We start from the raw sequence: 20,342 nt of genomic DNA, 5'->3' as shown, positions 1-20,342 counted from the left end.
CATTACCTCTCATCGAACGCGTCTTCGATAGCCGACATAACTGGCTTCGCTGCGTATTCGATAACCCGACGTGACCCTGTTTTCACATCGGCGGTGAATTCCATGTAAGGGGACAGCTTGAATTGTGTGCCTCCGCGCTCTAGATAGTTTTGGCTGATCTGTATTTCAGCGAGGTAGAATTCAGCGTCCTCTTCTTCATAGGACGAACGGCTGATCGACGCGATTCGACCTTCCAAAAATCCGTACTTGGCAAAGTTGTAGGTGTCCATCTTCACTTTGACTGCCTGTCCGATTTCAACAAAGCCCATGTCTTTACGTGGAATCTTCGCTTCACCATGAAGGGAGTTATTGATCGGCGCAATGTCCGCGATACTTTCACCCGGTGGTATCACCGCAGAGCGAAAGTTGAAGTGCACTTTATCCACCACGCCATCAATAGGTGCGTAGACAACGAGGCGATCCACTTTGTCTGAGTGCTGAGGACGAAGAATGCGTTTCAGCTTAAGATCTTTCTTCGCTTGAATGATTTGTGCTTGGTATTCGGAGTTGCGGTTTTCCACCAAGTCTCGGTATTGCTTCTCTAGTTTGTCGAGTTGGAAACGTTCATTCATGACCGACTCATCGAGGTTTTCAATCTCACGCACCATGTTTGACTCTTGAACCTGCATATTCAGAACATCGACATAAGATGCCATTTCTTCTTTGTACAAGGTGTTCTTGATATTGAGCTGCTTGCGAATCAAAGAAAGCTGGCTCTCGGAGCTTTTGCGGCGCTTAAGCATAGAATCAATCAACGAGTTCTTGTGGTTGATGTCGTGAGTGATCAACTCTTCATTAGATCGGTTTTTGGAAAACTCTTGCTGCCAGGTATTCATATTTACCTGAACCAGTTCTGGATATTTTTCGATGTAGGCAGAGAAATCGGGCTCTACCATATCGCGCAGGCTTTCATAACGGAGTTTATCTAACTCGAGCTGAATGATTTCTGTGTTCACCGTATCGAGTTGAGTGTTTCTATCCAAAGAGCGAATGCGCGCAATAGGTTGACCTTCGTAAACCACTTCGCCTTTGCGCACTAACATTTCTTCGAGAATACCGCCTTCAAGGTGTTGCACTTTTTCTACGTCAGATTCCAGCAATAGCTCACCGCGCACCGACACCACAATGTCGATACGAGCTTGAGACGCCACGGCGATCGCCACCATTGAAAGCAAAAAGATAACCAGCAATGTTTTGTGTACGCTGGTCATCGCACTGGCTAGCACGATCGTATCGTCTGCGGTCACCTTCGAAGACTCGTTATTGGAAACGAGTGCTTTTCTGAGGTGGTGCTCGATCTGCTTGTTACTCATGATCCACCCCGGTTATTCATCATCTGCGCTGTCATCGATAGAGTTCTCGATATCTAACAGCTGGCTTATTTGTTTGTTCACGTTGTTGAGCTCAGTTTTGATGTCCTCAATCAATTCATTAGGTGCGGGAAAGTGGTGCTTACTTAAATGTTCTAGCTTTGCCATCTTGGGTGGTAAATCATCATCACAAAGCAGGACCAGAATGGTTTTCAGCTTTTTTGAGTAGCCGCTCAGCTCTTCAAAACGGTTTTGTTTATGCAGCATTTCGATGTTGATCGCCGCGCTGCTGAAATCCTTATAAAAATCTCCCAATAGCAATTGCAGCCCTTTGTGGCTGTTGTCGACTGAGCGCAACAGATTCGTCATGTTTATCATTGTTCCACCGCCCTAATTGCTTTAATGACAATAACTAAGGATCTTTAAATTGCGTTTTCAAATTTTTTTTACCTCTTTCTGGTTAAACAGCATGAGTATGAAAAAAGTTGGATAAAAAAGTTGGTTTTCCAGAATGGTGTCCTTTACTGCCTCTAAACACGATCAGTTAGCTAATGGCAACGGAGGCTGTAATGGCAGGTGACAACAACCAAAATAACCAAAACAAAGACCTAAATGACGCGGTAGAACAAACGGAAACCAATGACGCGGGTACGCCCTCCCAGCAGCAGAATCAGCAAAATCAACAGAATACGATTGCTTCGACCGTAGCGACGGGTGCTGAAAATACCGATGCAGCAGACGAAGCCAATCAGGCGATGGAAGACAACCCAAGTGGTGCCGGTACTGAGGAAGAAGCCTCGGCGTCCGGTGGTGCGGTACAAGAAGACACGCCAGAGAGTAGTGGTGGTTCGGATGCCGCTCAATCGAACGTGGTAGACAGCGTGGCATCAGACGGTGGGTCTGGTGAAGAAGCGGCTGGCAGCGGCGGTGCGGCTTCAGGTGCGGGTGCACAAGCTGTTGGTGGCGGCGATGCCTCTGGCTCTGAAGGTGGTACGGACGCAGAAGGCAATGAAGCACAAGGACAAGCTGTACAAACTTCGGCTGCGCCAAGTGCTTCTTCATCCGATTCTGAAGGTTCACAAGGTGGTGATAACCTAGATTCAGAAACCACAGAAGAAACTTTTGCGGTGGACGTTCAAGACACCAGTGAAGAGACCACGACGCAAGTAGAAGATGATTTCGACTCTGAAACCACGAGCGAAACGTTCCAAATTAAAGTCGAAGGTGAAAACGATGCGCCAGAGGTAGAACAAGATCTGGCTTACATCATGGATGAAGACGGCACCATTACCTTCACTCAAGAACAATTACTCGAATACGCAAGTGATGTTGATGGCGACGACCTTGTTGCGTCTAACGTCCAAGTAGGTGCGAATGCATCGGTTCAAGACAATGGTGACGGTACGTTCACCGTGGTTCCGGACGCTGATTTCAATGGTGAACTCGACTTAACGTTTGATATCAGTGATGGTCAAGAAACCGTTTCAAGTTCTATCGATTTAACCGTTCGTCCAATCAATGACGCACCAGTGCCTGAAGATAAAACTTTTGAGGTGGAAGAGGACGGAACTCTGATCTTCACCGATGCAGACCTGCTTACTGGCGCAACGGATATTGAAGGCGATAACCTCACCGTTGAAGGTGTGAGCTACGACGGTGGCGATGGCATCCTGACCGACAACGGTAATGGGACTTACACTTTTGCGCCAAATGAAAACTTCAATGGTGATGTAAACTTCAGCTTTGATGTGTCCGATGGCACAGATACGGTTTCTGCCAACATTGATGTAAGCGTCACACCAGTCGATGATGCGCCAGTATCAGGCAATCTTGCTTACTCGGTGGACGAAGATGGCTCGATTCGTTTGAGCCAAGAGCAGTTGCTGTCGCAAGCTTCTGATGTGGAAGGCGATGCACTGACGGCATCTAATCTTTCGGTAGATGGCAATGCGACGGTGACTCAAAATGACGATGGTAGCTTCACTATCACGCCGGACGCAGATTTCAATGGTGATATCGACATCAGCTTCGATATCTCAGATGGCACGAATACCGTTCAAGCAACCGCTGACCTAACGGTTAATCCAATCAACGATCTGCCTGTTCCTCAAGACCAACAATTCGGTGTGGAAGAGGACGGCACACTGCAATTTACCGATGCGGATCTGCTTGCAGGTGCTACCGACATTGAAGGCGATGACCTTTCTGTAACGGGAATCAGCTATGAAGGCACCGACGGCGTTCTAACTGACAATGGCGATGGCACGTATAGCTTTGCGCCAAATGAGAACTTCAACGGTGATGTAAACTTCAGCTTCGACGTATCTGATGGCACAGATACAGTTTCAGCGAATGTGGATGTGAGCGTTACGCCGGTGAATGATCCTCCGGTGGCTGGTTCAACGTCTTACACGGTTCACGAAGACAACTCTATTACCATTTCTGACGCGCAACTGTTGGCAAACTCTTCGGATTTAGAAGGGGATGTCTCGATAGATAGCGTGAGCTACTCTGGCAGCGATGGTGTGTTGCAAATCAATGGAGACGGTACGTACACCTTCTCTCCAAATGAAAACTTTAATGGTGAAGTTACGCTTGATGTCGTCGTCGCTGATGAAGAAGGCGCAACGGATGTCACCACTGCTGGCATTACAGTACTGGAAGTGAACGATCCACCAGTCGCTGGACCAACTTCTTACACCATTGATGAAGATTCAGTTCTGACGTTTAGTGAGTCGCAAGTGCTGTTGAATGCCTCTGATGTGGAAGGCGACGTAGAGCTTGTTGGCATTAGCTACGATGGTCCGGATGGCATTTTCACCGTTAACGATGATGGCACGTGCAGCTTCGCGCCAAACGAGAACTTTAACGGACAAGTTCAACTTGATGTGACCATTCGAGATGAAGATGGAGCAGAAGTTGATACCGTCATCAATGTGAATGTATTGCCAATCAATGATGCGCCAGTATCGGGTGATTTGGCTTATAGCGTTGATGAAGACGGTGCGATTACACTCAGCCAAGAGCAGCTTCTTTCTCAAGCGTCTGATATTGAGGGCGATGACCTGACTGCTAGCGATTTGACGGTGGATGGAAACGCAACCGTCACAGCGAACGATGATGGCAGCTTCACGATTACGCCAGATGCGGACTTTAATGGTGACATTGATATCCAATTCAACATTACAGATGGCACAGACACTATCCAAGCAACGGCGGATCTAACGGTTAATCCGGTTAATGATCTTCCTATTCCTCAAGACCAGCAGTTTAGTGTTGAAGAAGATGGCACGCTTCAGTTTACTGACGCAGACTTGCTTGCTGGCGCGACCGATATCGATGGCGATAACTTAACGGTTGATGGCATTAGCTACACAGGCAGCGATGGTGTGCTGACTGACCACGGTGATGGTACTTACACCTTTGCACCAAACGAAAACTTCAACGGTGATGTCAGCTTTAGCTTTGGTGTTTCTGACGGCACTGAGACCGTACCTGCCAATGTGGATGTGAGCGTCACTCCAGTGAACGATCCTCCGGTTGCGGGTTCAACGTCTTACACGGTTGATGAAGACAACGCGATTACCATTTCCGACGAGCAGCTTCTGGCTAACTCTTCGGATGTGGAAGGCGCAGTGTCCATCGATAGCGTGACCTATTCAGGCACTGATGGCGTATTCCAAGACAACGGTGACGGCACTTATACCTTCATGCCGAATGAGAACTTCAGCGGTGATATCAGCCTTGATGTGATTGTGGCGGATGAGCAAGGTGCGATTGACGAAACGACCGCAGGCATTACGGTCATTGAAGTGAATGACCCTCCAGTTGCCGGTCCAACGTCTTACACGGTTGATGAAGATTCAGTACTGACATTCAGTGAGTCACAAATTCTTGCCAACGCATCTGATATCGAGGGTGATGTAGAGCTTGTTGGCATCAGTTATGAAGGCTCGGATGGTATCTTTACCGTCAATGGCGATGGTACTTGCAGCTTTGCACCAAACGAGAACTTCAATGGTCAAGTTCAGTTGGATGTGACCATTCAAGATGAGAATGGAGCAACCGTTGATACGCACATCAATGTCGACGTATTGCCAATCAACGATCCACCAGTATCGGGCGATTTGGCTTACACCATCAACGAAGACAGCTCAATCACGCTAAGCCAAGAGCAGTTGCTTGCCAAAGCGGGCGATATTGATAGCGAGAACCTTGAAGCCATCAATCTATCGACAGATGACAACGCGACAATTCAATACAACGATGATGGCAGTTACACCATCACACCGGATGAAAACTACAACGGCGACCTAGATCTGACCTTCGATATCATTGATAACGATGGTGGCTCGGTACAAGTTGGTCTGGATATTACGGTTAATCCTGTGAATGACTTGCCACAAGCGCAAGATCAACAGTTCACGGTAGAAGAAGATGGCACCTTGCTGTTCACGGATGCAGACCTATTGGAAGGCGCATCGGATATTGATGGCGATGATCTGTCTATCGAAAACGTACTCTACACAGGTGCGGATGGTGTGCTTACCGACAATGGCGATGGCACTTACAGCTTCGCGCCGAATGAAAACTTCAACGGTGATGTTCAGTTCACATTCGATGTGTCTGACGGCACAGGTTCAACACCAGCATTCATTGATGTCAGCGTGACACCAGTGAACGATCCACCGGTTGCAGGTTCTACGTCCTACACGGTTCAAGAAGACGGTCAAATCACCATTAGTGACGAGCAGTTGTTAGCCAACTCTTCTGATGTGGAAGGCGATGTAGCCTTGGCGAATGTTAGCTACTCCGGTAACGACGGTAGCTTCGTGGATAATGGCGACGGCACATATACCTTCACGCCAAATGAGAACTTTGACGGTAACATTTCTCTCGACGTTACGGTTATTGACCAAGATGGTGCAACGGATACGACAACCGCAGGCATTGATGTTATCGCGGTAAACGACGCACCAGAAACGTCAGGCATTCAAGCTGAGGTGGATGAAGATAACGCCATTACCATCACGCAAGAACAGTTGCTTGCGAATGCGACAGACATTGAAGGTGATGACCTTGTTGCCAGCAATCTACAAACCAATGACCCAGATGCGACGATCGTAGCCAATGACGATGGTTCATTCACGATTACGCATACGGAAAACTTTAACGGTGAGTTGGACTTCACTTACAACATCAGCGATGGCGAAAATGATGTTCTGACCACGTTGGATCTGACCGTTAATCCTGTCAACGATGCGCCAGAAGCGGGTGACGAGATCTTTATTCAAGCAGAAGAAGACCAAACAGTGGGTGTTTCTCTGCGTGAAGAGCCTGCGTTACGTCTCGACCAAGCCCCTGAAAACGGCATCATTGAAGCAAATCTAAATGACGAATGGGTACAGCTAGAAGTCGGGCAGGAGGTTCCTGCAGACACGGAAGTGCGCTTCATTCCAAATGATGATGCATTGGCAAACGGTACGCATACAAGTCAAATTGGTACCTTTGACGACAACGCCAGCCTTGATGATTGGGGTACTGCTGTTGACCCTTACACACGTGAGTTTGTTGATGGTGATTTGAAAGTTACCGTTCAAAGTAATGATGACCCACTCGGTGCGTGGAATGGTAAAACACACATCGGTCACGGTATTGGCGATACTGACCGCCAAGGCTTGAGCGGTGATGAAAAACTGACTGTGACTGTTGAAGGTCAAGACATCAACGAAATCAGCTTCCACCTAGATGGTCTAGGCGGCTGGTTTATGGAAGAGTCTCGCCACTTTACCGAAGTCGAAATTCGCGCGTTTAACTCTGATGGTGACTTGATCGACTCGATGACTTACCACAAAGAAGATCGTGGTAGCTATGAGACGGATTACACCCTAACGGTGAACGAGCCAGTATCTTACTTTGAGCTAGGTACGATTCAAGGTAACGGTACTTACGTGGTTCAAAACATGACGGTTTCCCAAACTTGTCATGATGAAGCGGTGTTCACATCTATTGGCGTGGACGGCACGGAAATCACGGAAACGGTAGAACTGAATATCCGTGAAGGTGATAGTGAAATCGAACTGACTGCTGATCTGCCAAATGTGACCATTGATACCGAAGGTTCTACGCAGTTTGCCTCTGTGGTTATCACAGAAGAACAGCTTTTAGCACAAGCGAGTGATATCGATAGTGACGTTCTTGATATTCAAAACCTTGAGCTGGTGGGGGATAACGCGGAGCACGCTACGTTAACCGACAACGGCGATGGTACATGGACAGTCACACCAGATGAGAACTTCTACGGTGAGATTGAGCTTGGTTACCAAGTTACAGATGGTGAACTCACTGACGACAACATCATCAACATCAACTTCGAAGCAGTAAACGATGCGCCAATTGTTTCTGGTCCGATTGTGTTGTCGACTGATGAGGATGTGGGCATTACGTTTAGCGCGGACGATCTGCTTGCCAATGCAAGTGACGTGGAAGGCGATGCGCTGTCTATCTCTGATATCTCTTACAGCGGTGATAATGGTGAGCTTGTCGACAATGGCGACGGCACTTACACCTTTATGCCGAATGAAAACTTCAATGGTGAAGTCGACATCGATTACAAAGTCTTCGATGGCACCGATGAAGTCGATACCCATCTAGATCTGACCGTTATTCCGGTCAACGATGTGCCAGTTCCTGGTGCACCGCTGCATACTCAAATGCTAGAAAACGGCACCATCATCATCGAAGCAAAAGACCTGTTATCAGGTGCGACCGATGTGGATGGCGACATTCTGCATATCGAGAACCTGCTGCTTGTTGACCAGTCACAAGGTACGTTGACAGACAACGGCGACAACACCTTTACCTTCGAGCCAACTTCGAACTTCTACGGTGAAGTGAACCTGACCTTCGACATCAGCGATGGTCAAGCAAGCGCACCAAGCACTGCGAAGATCGATGTTGAGATCGTCAACGAAGGTCCAGAGGTCAGCGGTCCGGTTGATGCGGTCGTTGATGAAGATGGCTCAATTACCATCACTCAAGAAGACTTGTTGGCGAACGCGACGGACGTGGATGGTGACAACCTTGAAGCGGTGAACCTGTCGACCAACGATCCTAATGCAACCATCGTTGAGAACGCTGATGGTAGCTTCACGATTACACCGAGCGAAAACTTCTTTGGTGAAATCGAATTTACTTATGACGTAACTGACGCGATTGAAACTGTTGCTGCGGATCTGAACCTCACCGTTAACCCAGTGAACGACCTGCCAGATGTGCCTGATTTGTCCTTCACCACAGAAGATGGCGAAGCTATTACGATTACTGAAGCAGAGCTGCTGGCTCAAGCGACGGACATCGAAGGCGATGACTTATCTGTCGTGAACGTAACGAGTTTAAGCGACACGGTCCAAGTAACAGACAATGGCGATGGCACTTACACGTTAACGCCAGAGCAGGGCTTCTTTGGTAATGTTGACCTCACGTTTGATGTGAGCGATGGTACCGATGTGGTGGCGGCAAATATCGACTTGAAAGTTGAGTTCGTCAACGATGCACCAGAAGCAGCGCCAATCGTGGCAGACGTGGACGAGGATGGTTCTATTCTCGTGACACAAGAAATGCTGCTTGAAAATGCCAGCGATCAAGATGGTGATGACCTATACGCAACGGCACTAGAAACCAATGATCCTAACGCAACGATTGTAGACAACGGTGACGGTACCTACACCGTGACGCCATCTGAGAACTTTAATGGTGAAATTGCGTTTACCTATGAAGTGAACGACGGCGAACTAAGCACTTCAACTGATATGACACTGACGGTTAATCCCGTCAACGATATCCCAATTGTCGCACCAGCCATGTATAGCATCGAAGAAGATGGCAGTATCTTGTTTACAGAGGCGGACTTACTGAGTGGCGCAGTTGATGTTGAAGGCGATGACTTATCTGTTACTAGCATCAACTACTCGGGTGATGAAGGTACTGTAACAGACAACGGTGACGGTACGTTTAGCTTCGTACCAGAAGAGCACTTCAGTGGTGACTTGCAGTTCAGCTTTACGGTTTCTGACGGTACTGATGAAGTCGAGCAAGACATTAATGTTCACATTGAAGCCGTTGCAGATGCGCCTGATTTGGTCATTCGAGATGGTGATGGTGCCATCGTGGATGACGAAGCGATCATCGTTGATCCGGGTGGTGTTGTCGAGTTGAATATTGCTGCCGCCTTGGTTGACCAAGACTTGTCAGAAACGCTGACCGTGACCGTTGATGGTGTTCCAGAAGGATCCGTTGTTACTTACGACAACGAAGGTGTACTGAACGACCAAGATAACGGTATCACCAGTTACAGCGATACTGAAATCACGGTCACGTTTGAAGGTGAAACCGCGGGTTACCAAAACACAGCGGGTTACTACAAAGTCGATGAAGATGGCAACATCACGGGCGTTGAAGTGGTGTACGAAAATGCCTCTCAAGTTGGCGGAGGCGGTGATCTCATTCCGGGACAAGATCAGTTCAGCTTCCAAATCTCGGAAGGGGAAAGTTTCAACCTATTCTTGATTCCTAACGGTCACAACTTCAATGACTTTGCATCTATGCAAGATGGTCAGTACGAGTTCCGTGCAGCAGATGGCTCTCCCGCGAACATGGATACCGTTGACCCACAACTCGTGTTTGTTGGCGCTGATGGTTCTGAAACCGTGATTCAAAGCCAATTCGGTGATGCAGTCTTCCATGGTGGTTCAAGCTCAGAGCTCAACCAAGATGGTATTGAACATACCCGAACTACCGTGAACGAAGACGGTGAACTGGTTTACGGCTTTGAAGATCTCTACGGTGGCGGCGATGCCGATTACACCGACTTTAACTTCACTATTGATGTCGGTGAAGTAAACAGTCAAATCTACAGTGGTGAAGTGACCGTTGGTCCTGATGGTTCAGTTGCAATACCAACCACGGCGATTGATAAAGAAATTGAAATTCAACTGCCTGAAGACTTCTCAGAACAGCTTGAGATTCACGTGACAGCGACCGCAACAGAATTATCGAATGACGATTCTGAAACCGTGTCCCAAACCATCTACATTAACGCAACTGGGGCAACGATTGAGCATGCTCCAGAAGCGCTGCCGGTATCTGCTCAGGTCGAAGAAGATGGTTCTATTCTGATCACTCAAGACGACTTATTAGCGAATGCGAGTGACTTAGATGGAGACCAACTGACAGCACTGAATCTGGCAACTGATGATGAAAACATCACTATCACAGACAATGGCGACGGTACTTACACCTTAACGCCAGATGCGGACTTTAATGGGGATATCACCTTTACGTTCGATGTGTCGGACGGCGATGATGTTGTCTCGACCAACCTTGAGTTATTGGTATCACCAGTCAATGACGCACCAGAACCACAAGATCAAGCGTTCACCGTTGGTGAAGATGGTGTGCTGACCTTTACTGATGCGGATCTGCTAACAGGCGCTACCGACATTGAAGGGGATGACCTATCTGTTGAGGGCGTCACTTACACAGGCGCGGACGGTGTTCTTACTGACAATGGTGATGGCACCTACAGCTTCGCACCAAACGAGAACTTCAATGGCGACGTGAACTTCACTTTCGATGTTTCCGATGGCACGGATACCGTGACGGCAAATATCGATGTAACAGTGACGCCAGAGAACGATCCACCGGTTGCAGGCAGCACGGCTTACACCGTTCATGAAGACAATTCGATTACCATCAGTGACGAACAGCTATTAGCAAATTCATCGGATATTGAAGGCGATGTGTTGATTGATAGCGTGAGCTACAGCGGTAACGATGGTGTGTTAGAAATCAACGGTGATGGTACTTATACCTTCTCACCAAACGAGAACTTCAGTGGCGAGGTGAGCCTAGATGTTGTCGTTGTCGATGAAGAAGGTGCAACGGACTCTACCACTGCTGGCATTACTGTGATTGAGGTAAATGACCCACCAATCGCAGGTCCTACCGCATACACTATCGATGAAGACCAAGTTCTAACGTTTAGTGAATCGCAAGTGCTACTGAATGCTTCGGATGTTGAAGGGGATGTTGAGCTAGTAGGCATCAGCTACGACGGTCCAGATGGTATATTCTCAGTAAACGGTGATGGTACTTGTAGCTTTGCACCGAATGAAAACTTCAACGGTCAAGTGCAGTTGGATGTAACCATTCGCGATGAAGACGGCGCAGAGGTCGATACTTACATCACAGTCGATGTCTTACCAATCAATGATGCACCAGTTTCGGGTAATTTGGCGTACAGCGTCGACGAAGACAACTCAATCACGCTAAGCCAAGAGCAGCTTCTTGCTCAAGCATCGGATGTAGAAGGTGATGCGCTGAGTGCGTCTAACCTAGTGGTCGACGGTGATGCAACAGTTACGGCAAACGACGATGGTAGCTTCACTATCACGCCAGATGCGAACTTTAATGGCGACATTGATATCACGTTCGATATCAACGACGGCAGCGACACTATTGTTGCAACGGCGGACCTAACGGTTAACCCAGTTAATGACTTGCCGCAGCCGGAAGATCAAGCGTTCACCATTGGTGAAGATGGCGTGTTGACTTTCACTGACCAAGATCTGCTTGATGGTGCAACGGACATCGATGGTGATGACCTATCGGTAGAAGGTGTGAGCTACACTGGCGCAGATGGTGTCCTAACTGACAATGGTGATGGCACTTACAGCTTCGCTCCAAACGAAAACTTCAATGGCGACGTGAACTTTACCTTCGATGTTTCTGATGGCACGGATACCGTGACCGCGAATATCGATGTAAGCGTGATGCCAGAGAACGATCCACCGATAGCAGGCAGCACGTCTTACACGGTGCATGAAGACAATTCGATCACCATCAGTAACGAGCAGTTATTGGCTAACTCATCTGACGTCGAAGGCGAAGTCGCGATTGATAGTGTCAGCTACAGCGGCGCAGATGGCGTGTTCCAAGACAATGGTGACGGCACTTACACCTTCTCGCCAAACGAGAACTTCAATGGTGAAGTGAGCCTAGATGTTGTCGTGGTCGATGAAGACGGTGCGACGGATTCAACCACCGCAGGTATTACGGTACTTGAGGTGAACGATCCACCAATTGCCGGCGCAACTAGTTACTCAGTCAACGAAGACGAAGTCATCACCATTAGCTCTGAGCAGTTATTGGCGAATGCTTCTGATGTTGAAGGTGACGTCGAGATTGATAGCGTAAGCTACAGCGGCTCCGATGGTATCTTTACTGACAACGGCGACGGTACATTCAGCTTCGCACCAAACGAAAACTTTGATGGCGATGTTAGCCTAGATGTTGTGGTTGTTGATGAAGACGGTGCAACTGCGGCAACTAACGCAAACATCGATGTATTGCCAATCAACGATGCGCCAGTATCGGGCAGCTTGGCTTACAGTGTCGATGAAGACAATTCAATTACACTTAGCCAAGAGCAGCTTCTTGCTCAAGCATCGGATGTAGAAGGCGACGCGCTAACCGCGACTAACCTAGTGGTTGACGGTGATGCAACTGTCACGGCAAACGATGATGGCAGCTTCACCATTACGCCTGATGCGAACTTCAATGGTGACATTGATATCACGTTCGACATCAACGACGGCACCGACACTATTGTTGCAACGGCTGACCTAACGGTTAATCCAGTTAACGACCTACCACAACCAGAAGATCAAGCGTTCACCATTGGTGAAGATGGCGTCTTGCTCTTCACTGATGAGGACCTACTTGATGGCGCAACGGATATCGATGGCGATGACCTATCGGTTGAAGGCGTGTCTTACACAGGTGCTGACGGTGTCCTAGCTGACAATGGTGATGGCACTTACAGCTTCGCGCCAAACGAAAACTTCAATGGCGACGTGAACTTTACCTTCGATGTTTCTGATGGTACGGATACCGTGACCGCAAATATCGACGTAAGCGTGACGCCAGAGAACGATCCACCAGTGGCAGGCAGCACGTCTTACACGGTGCATGAAGATAATTCGATCACCATCAGTAACGAACAACTATTGGCTAACTCATCTGACGTAGAAGGCGAAGTAGCAATCGACAGCGTGAGCTACAGCGGCGCAGATGGCGTGTTCCAAGACAATGGTGATGGTACTTACACCTTCTCGCCAAACGAGAACTTCAATGGCGAAGTGAGCCTAGATGTTGTTGTGGTAGACGAAGACGGTGCTACGGATTCAACCACCGCAGGTATTACAGTACTTGAGGTAAACGATCCACCAATTGCCGGTGCAACTAGCTACTCAGTCAACGAAGACGAAGTCATCACCATCAGCTCTGAGCAGCTATTGGCGAACGCTTCTGATGTTGAAGGAGACGTCGCGATTGATAGCGTCAGCTACAGCGGCTCCGACGGTATCTTTACTGACAACGGCGACGGTACATTCAGCTTCGCACCAAACGAAAACTTCAACGGTGATGTTAGCCTAGATGTTGTGGTTGTTGATGAAGACGGTGCAACTGCGACAACCAATGCAAGCATCGATGTATTGCCAATCAATGATGCTCCGGTATCAGGTGATTTAGCTTACAGCGTGGATGAAGACGGCTCTATCACCCTCAGCCAAGAGCAGCTTCTTGCTCAAGCTGGCGACGTGGATGGTGATGACCTAACCGCATCCAACCTGACTGTTGACGGTAATGCGACCGTTGTTGCGAACGATGACGGCAGCTTCACTATCACACCGGATGCGGACTTCAATGGCGACATTGATCTGAGCTTCGACATTACGGACGGTGATGCAACCATTCAAGCGACTGCCGATCTGACTGTGAATCCAGTAAACGACCTACCAACGGTTGGTCAGCCACAGTTCGTCACGCAAGAAGACACCAGCTTCACCTTTACCGAAGAGCAACTGCTGCAAAATGCAGGTGATATCGATGGTGATAATCTAACGGTTGAAAACGTTGCTTCTGACAGTGGTACGTTAGTCGATAACGGTGACGGCACGTACACCTTCGCACCAAACGAAAACTTCGATGGCAACGTCAACGTGACGTTTGATGTCAACGATGGCACCGCAACGGTTCCAGCAGAAGCGAACATTGATGTTCAATCTGTGGTTGATATGCCAGAGTTGTCGATTGCTTCGGACTTGGTAATTGCCTCTGATAACTTCGAGTCTGGCTCGAACGGTTGGAACGCGAATACTGAAAGTTCACAAGGTTTCGAAACAGGCGACATGCTGGGTCGTATTGGTGGCACTGGCGGTGATGAAGCGGTCAGCAAAACTTACGATATCCCAAGCGATGTCAATGAAGTGAATATCTCGTTTAGCTTCTACGAAATCGATTCTTGGGATGGCGAGTCGTTCCAAATCTTTGTCGGCGGCGAACAGCTAACGACGTTAGAGAACTCAGCGTTCCGTACTCAAGATGGTACGACAACGCTTTACGACTCAGATGGTAATGAAGTGGGTGAAGTGATTCATGGAGCCTCTCAACGTGAAGGCTTCAGTGGTTGGAACGACCAAGCACACCAAGTGAACTTAACCGTTCCGGTGGAAGACGGTCAGCTTCAGTTAGGCTTTGGTTCTACGCTAAACCAAAGTATTCCTGACGAGTCATTCGGCATCGACAACATCGAAATCACGGTAGCGGACGCGGATTACCAAATCATTGGTACCGAAGATACACCAGTACCACTTGATATCGATGCAGCGTTAACCGATACCGATGGTTCAGAAAACCTCTCTATCTTGATTGAAGATGTGCCAGAAGGCAGCTCGCTATCAGCAGGTGTTGATAACGGGGACGGCACTTGGTCACTACAACCAGGCGAGCTAGAAGGGCTAGAGTTTATTCCTTCTGCAGACTTCAATGGCGATGTGACGCTAACCGTGAATGCAACCTCTACGGATGTGGATACAGGTACAACGGCGACCGCGACGCAAGATGTGACGATTCATATCTCGCCAACCAATGATGCACCAGAAGTGACGGGTGATATCAGCGCAGTCATTGCCGAAGACAACAGCATTACGCTAACTCAAGAGCAGTTACTTGAGCATGCCGTTGATATTGATGGTGACGACCTAAGCGCAATCAACCTGAGCACTAATGATGAAAATGCAACGGTTGAAATGAACGAGGATGGCAGCTTCACCATTACTCCGAGCGAGAACTTCTATGGTGACATTGAGTTTAGTTACGATGTCACGGATGGCGAAGAGGTGGTTGCGGCTGGTCTTGACCTAACCGTTACACCAGTCAATGACGCTCCAGAGCCACAAGATCAAGCGTTCACCGTGGGTGAGGACGGTATTCTTACCTTCACTGATGCGGACTTGTTAACAGGCGCGACGGATGTAGAAGGTGACAACCTAACAGTTGAAGGCGTGACTTACACAGGTGCAGACGGTGTCCTAACCGACAATGGTGATGGCTCATACAGCTTCGCACCGAATGAGAACTTCAATGGTGATGTGAACTTCACTTTCGATGTGTCAGACGGTACGGATACGACCTCTGCCAACATTGATGTGAGTGTGACGCCAGAGAACGATCCACCGGTGGCAGGCAGCACGTCTTACACAGTACATGAAGACAACTCGATCACCATCAGTGACGAGCAACTACTGGCTAATTCGTCGGATATTGAAGGCGACGTAGACATCAGTAGTGTGACTTACAGTGGCAACGATGGCGTCTTCCAAGACAATGGCGATGGTACGTACACCTTCTCTCCAAACGAGAACTTCAATGGCGAGGTCAGCCTAGACGTTGTAGTTGTCGATGAAGAGGGTGCGACAGACTCAACCACTGCGGGTATTACCGTTCTTGAGGTGAACGATCCACCAATCGCAGGTGCGACAAGTTACTCTGTCAATGAAGACGAAGTCATTATATTCACGGAAGAGCAACTGCTAGCGCAATCAAGTGACGTGGAAGGCGACGTGAGCCTAGAAAGCGTCTCTTACAGTGGTAGCGACGGCATTCTGACGGCGAATGACGATGGTACTTATAGCTTCGCGCCAAATGAAAACTTCAACGGTGGCGTAAGTCTAGACGTAGTAGTGGCTGATGAAGACGGTGCAACTGCGACAACCAACGCGAACATTGATGTATTGCCAGTCAACGATGCTCCTGTATCTGGCGACTTGGCTTACAGCGTCGATGAAGACGGTTCAATCACATTGAGTCAAGAGCAGTTACTGGCTCAAGCGGGTGACGTCGACAGCGATAATCTAGAAGCAGTGAACTTAACCGCGGTAGCCAATGCAACCGTTGTTGAGAACCAAGATGGTAGCTTTACGATTACGCCTGATGCGAACTTCAATGGCGATATCGACCTAAGCTTCGACTTGATTGATAACGATGGTGCGAGCGTGGAAGTGGGCGTTGACCTAACGGTGAACCCAATTAACGATGCGTCGCAATCAACGCCAGTGAACTTAGCTGGCACCGAAGATACCACCATTCTTATTACGCAGGACATGTTGCTTGCTAACGCGACAGACATCGACAACACCTACGACGAACTGTCTGCTGTCGACCTAGTGATTGATGAGCAATACGGTGACTTGCTAGACAACGGTGATGGCACTTGGTCATTCACTCCAGCTGAGAACTTTAACGGCGATGTGCCAATGTCGTTCGGCGTCAGCGATGGTGATTTAGTTACGCCGGTTGAAGGCAATCTAAACATCGAAGCGGTTAACGATGCACCGGAAGCGCCAACCATCCAGATGCAAGGCGAAGAAGATGTGGTCATGGTGATTGACCCTGCTTACATCGCTGATCAAGTTACGGATCTTGATGGTGACGAAATCAGCGTAGAAAGCATCACGGTTCGTGCGCCTGCAAACGCGACATTAACCCAGCAACCAGATGGTATGTACCACTTGGTAACCACTCAAGACTTCAATGGTTTGGTGGAACTGGGCTACACCGCGACGGATGGTGAAGAAGTGGTTGAAGGCTCGTTGAATGTGGATGTCATTCCAGTCAACGATGCTCCATTCAATGTGGGTAATGCCTTTATGGCAACCGACGAGGATGGCGCATTCACCTTCGACGCTGGCGACCTGATGAACTTGTTCGGCGACATTGACACTGAAAACCTAGTCGTATCACGCATTATCACCGCAGAAGGTGAAGATGGTGGTGAGGTAACAGACAACGGTGACGGTACTTGGACGTTCACACCGACTGGCGATTTTGCAGGGGTTTCTGACTTGCAAGTTGTGGTAAGTGACGGTGAGTTTGAAACAGTACTTGATGTACCAGTGTTTGTTCGCCCTGTTGCGGATGGCGCGGTCATCACAACCGACCATGATGGTCCGTTAGTCTTCGGTGAGGACGAAACGGGTCACCTAGGCTTGAATGTCGGTCTAATCGACGATTCAGAAACGCTAAGTAACCTAGTAATGACTGGTTTCCCTGTTGGCTTCGAAGTTACGGATGGTGTGAACACCATTACCATTACGGAACCGGGTCAATACATCGACTTGAACGAGTGGGATATCTCAGACCTGCAAATGACGCCTCCGGCTGACTTTAATGGCGAGTTCTTCGTAACCGTGACCGCAACAACGGTGGATTACGGTGACGAGCCAGAAGAGTTTGAAGATGGCATCGATTCAGGTGACTTCGAAACCCTAGCGGGTGAGCCAGTTATCCTAACCGCAGATGACCTAATCGGATTGGCAGAGAATGTGGACGCTGACGCGGGTGATGAAGTGAAATTCGTTCACCTAGCTGATCGCAGCCAAGGTGAGATTGTCGATAACGGTGATGGCACATGGACATTCAATCCAGCACCAGGCTTTACTGGTGAAGCGGATATCGCATACGTGATTGATAAAGACGGTGTGCTTCATGATGAGCAAACGGGTGTGGTCGTGAAAGAAGATGCGCCACAAGAGAATGCTTCTCCAGAAATCGACAGCATTTCTACCACAGAAATGGCAGCGGATGGCACTTTGTCGTTCACCAATGATGACATGCTATCGACCTTGAGCGATGCAGAAGGCGACAGCTTGAGCATTGAGTCAGTGAGCCTAATGGAAGGTCAAGGTGTGATAGAGACCGATAACCAAGGTAACTACCAATTCACACCAGCAGAAGGCTACACCGGAGATGTTCAAGTTGGCTTTATTGCAACTGACGGTGAAAACCGCATTGAGAGCTTCTTTAATGTCGACATCCAAGGCGAAGGTGAAACCACAACCAGCGAAGGCTATGCACTGGCTGATGATGGTTCACTAACACTAACGGAAGCACAGTTGATTGATGAGCTTGGCATTAGCCCTTCTGCAGAAGTGTTGGATGTCGCCGATGCAAACGATGCTGGTTTCTTCGCGAAATCAGGTGATGAAGAGTGGACGTACTGGCCGAACGATGACTTCGATGGCAATTTGGCTATGGATGTTCAGGTCAACGACAACGGTGAAGTATCGACTCAGAATCTGAGCATCCAAGTTGCGGACGATTCAGCGCAAAGCGACGAGCCACAAATCCAAACTGCTCAAGCATCATCAGAGCAGCAAGTCGGCGAAGCGCAACAGCCTGAAGAGCAAGCAGCAAACGGTGCAGACAGTGAAGAGGAGAGCACAGCTGATGTGACTGCAGCACCAGGCGATACCATTTCTATCTCGGTTCCAGATGAGGTCAGTGGTAACGAATCGGTGGATTATGCAGAAATGTCCGGTCTACCTGATGGCGCATCGGTAAGCAACGCGCTGGATAATGGCGATGGTAGCTTCACATTAAGTGGCAACCTGAACCAACCAGTATCGGTTGACCTACCAGAAGGTTACGAAGGTACGAGCGAAATCCAATTCCAAGGTTACGACGAATTGGGCAGCGCGGTAGAAGGTGCGAGTGGCACAGTTGAAGTTGAAGTCGATGATCAATACACCATGCAAGGTTCTGCTCAAGATCAGCAACCAGACATGGCGGGTATGGAATCTGGCGGCAGCGACTGGACAAGTGCGGGAGGTCAAGATCAAGGTGTTGACTTCACGGATGACTCTGGCAGCTTCGACTCGGATACTCAAACGGGTACTGACCAAGGCAACGATTTCGATCAAAGCTCAATGTAACTAGTCATAGACGAGGGCAGTGTCATTGCTGCCCAAACCAAAGCCATGCAGAGCCTACTTTGCATGGCTTTTTTGTTGGGCTTCTTTCTATGAGCTGTAGAAAAAAACTTGGAAATTGAAAAAAGTATTCTTAGTTAGTTTATACCCAAGTAACCTCGAGATGTTAGGTTCAGCGAGAATGGCTTGGTTTGTAGACGCGGCGGCGATTTAAAGGTCTAGTGGGTCTAAATCAAGAATCGACAACAAAGTATACAAACCAAGACAGCTCGCCCTTCGGGAGCGTGTCATTGACTCGGTTTCTGTGTCAAACAACTTGGAAAGAGCTGACTATTACGCTGCGTTGTTTTCCTTGACCCCGAATCAATGACAACGCTCTGAATCCTGCATCTTGAAGTCACTTGGGTATAAGAGTCATTTACAAGGAGGAGCGACATGTACCGTTATGTCAGTTCGCCAAAAGCATCGAAGTACATAGTGCCACCACCACAGCATCGTGAGTTGTCGAGTATCGATGTGCCGGAGTCGGAACTAGAGATGCGTGAAATTCTGAACAATTGGTTTGCCGATGGATTGGCGCCCATCATTCAGAATGAAGACAATTACATCTCTGCTAATGAGCAACAGCGCTTTGAGCAGCTCAGCCGTACGGTGGGCGTGCTACTGCGTAATAAAGATTACTACTTTGCCACCAAGCGGATTCTCTCGTTGTGGGAGCAAGACTGCTTAGAAACCACTTACGTTAATTATCTGATTTTACGTAGTGAGCGCATACCATACTTCGAATAAGTCCCATTTCTTGGCTTGAAATAGTGGTTTACATGGTTTTCTTAGTAACTTTTGATACCTGTATTTAACATTTTTGTAAACATCGTTATAT

Annotated in this window: 4 protein-coding genes; 2 read left to right on the top strand and 2 right to left on the bottom strand. The window is 48.5% G+C overall.

The window, feature by feature from the left end; genetic code table 11:
- Positions 1-2 precede the first annotated feature (2 nt).
- Both OH463_RS22315 and OH463_RS22310 read right to left on the bottom strand, forming a co-directional pair.
- Positions 3-1,352: an HlyD family type I secretion periplasmic adaptor subunit gene (locus tag OH463_RS22315; RefSeq protein ID WP_039977085.1), complete on the bottom strand. Its 1,350-nt coding sequence runs from the start codon at positions 1,350-1,352 to the stop codon at positions 3-5.
- A 12-nt stretch (positions 1,353-1,364) separates the two neighbouring features.
- Entirely contained in the window at positions 1,365-1,718 is a 354-nt protein-coding gene (locus tag OH463_RS22310) for a hypothetical protein (RefSeq protein WP_029790234.1), read from the bottom strand.
- A 200-nt stretch (positions 1,719-1,918) separates the two neighbouring features.
- On the opposite strand from OH463_RS22310, the gene OH463_RS22305 reads away from it, so the two are divergent.
- Together OH463_RS22305 and OH463_RS22300 are read left to right on the top strand one after the other, a co-directional pair.
- A complete protein-coding gene (locus OH463_RS22305; RefSeq protein WP_269992690.1) occupies positions 1,919-19,465 on the top strand; it encodes a tandem-95 repeat protein in 17,547 nt (5,848 codons plus the stop codon).
- A 432-nt stretch (positions 19,466-19,897) separates the two neighbouring features.
- Positions 19,898-20,251 carry a hypothetical protein gene (locus OH463_RS22300; protein WP_005375589.1) on the top strand — a complete coding sequence of 118 codons (354 nt, stop codon included), beginning with the start codon at positions 19,898-19,900 and terminating at the stop codon, positions 20,249-20,251.
- Positions 20,252-20,342 lie beyond the last annotated feature (91 nt).

Origin of the sequence: Vibrio sp. NFR (assembly GCF_027587095.1) — a bacterium.
GTDB lineage: Bacteria > Pseudomonadota > Gammaproteobacteria > Enterobacterales > Vibrionaceae > Vibrio > Vibrio harveyi.
This window is presented reverse-complemented; position numbering and strand designations above follow the sequence as displayed.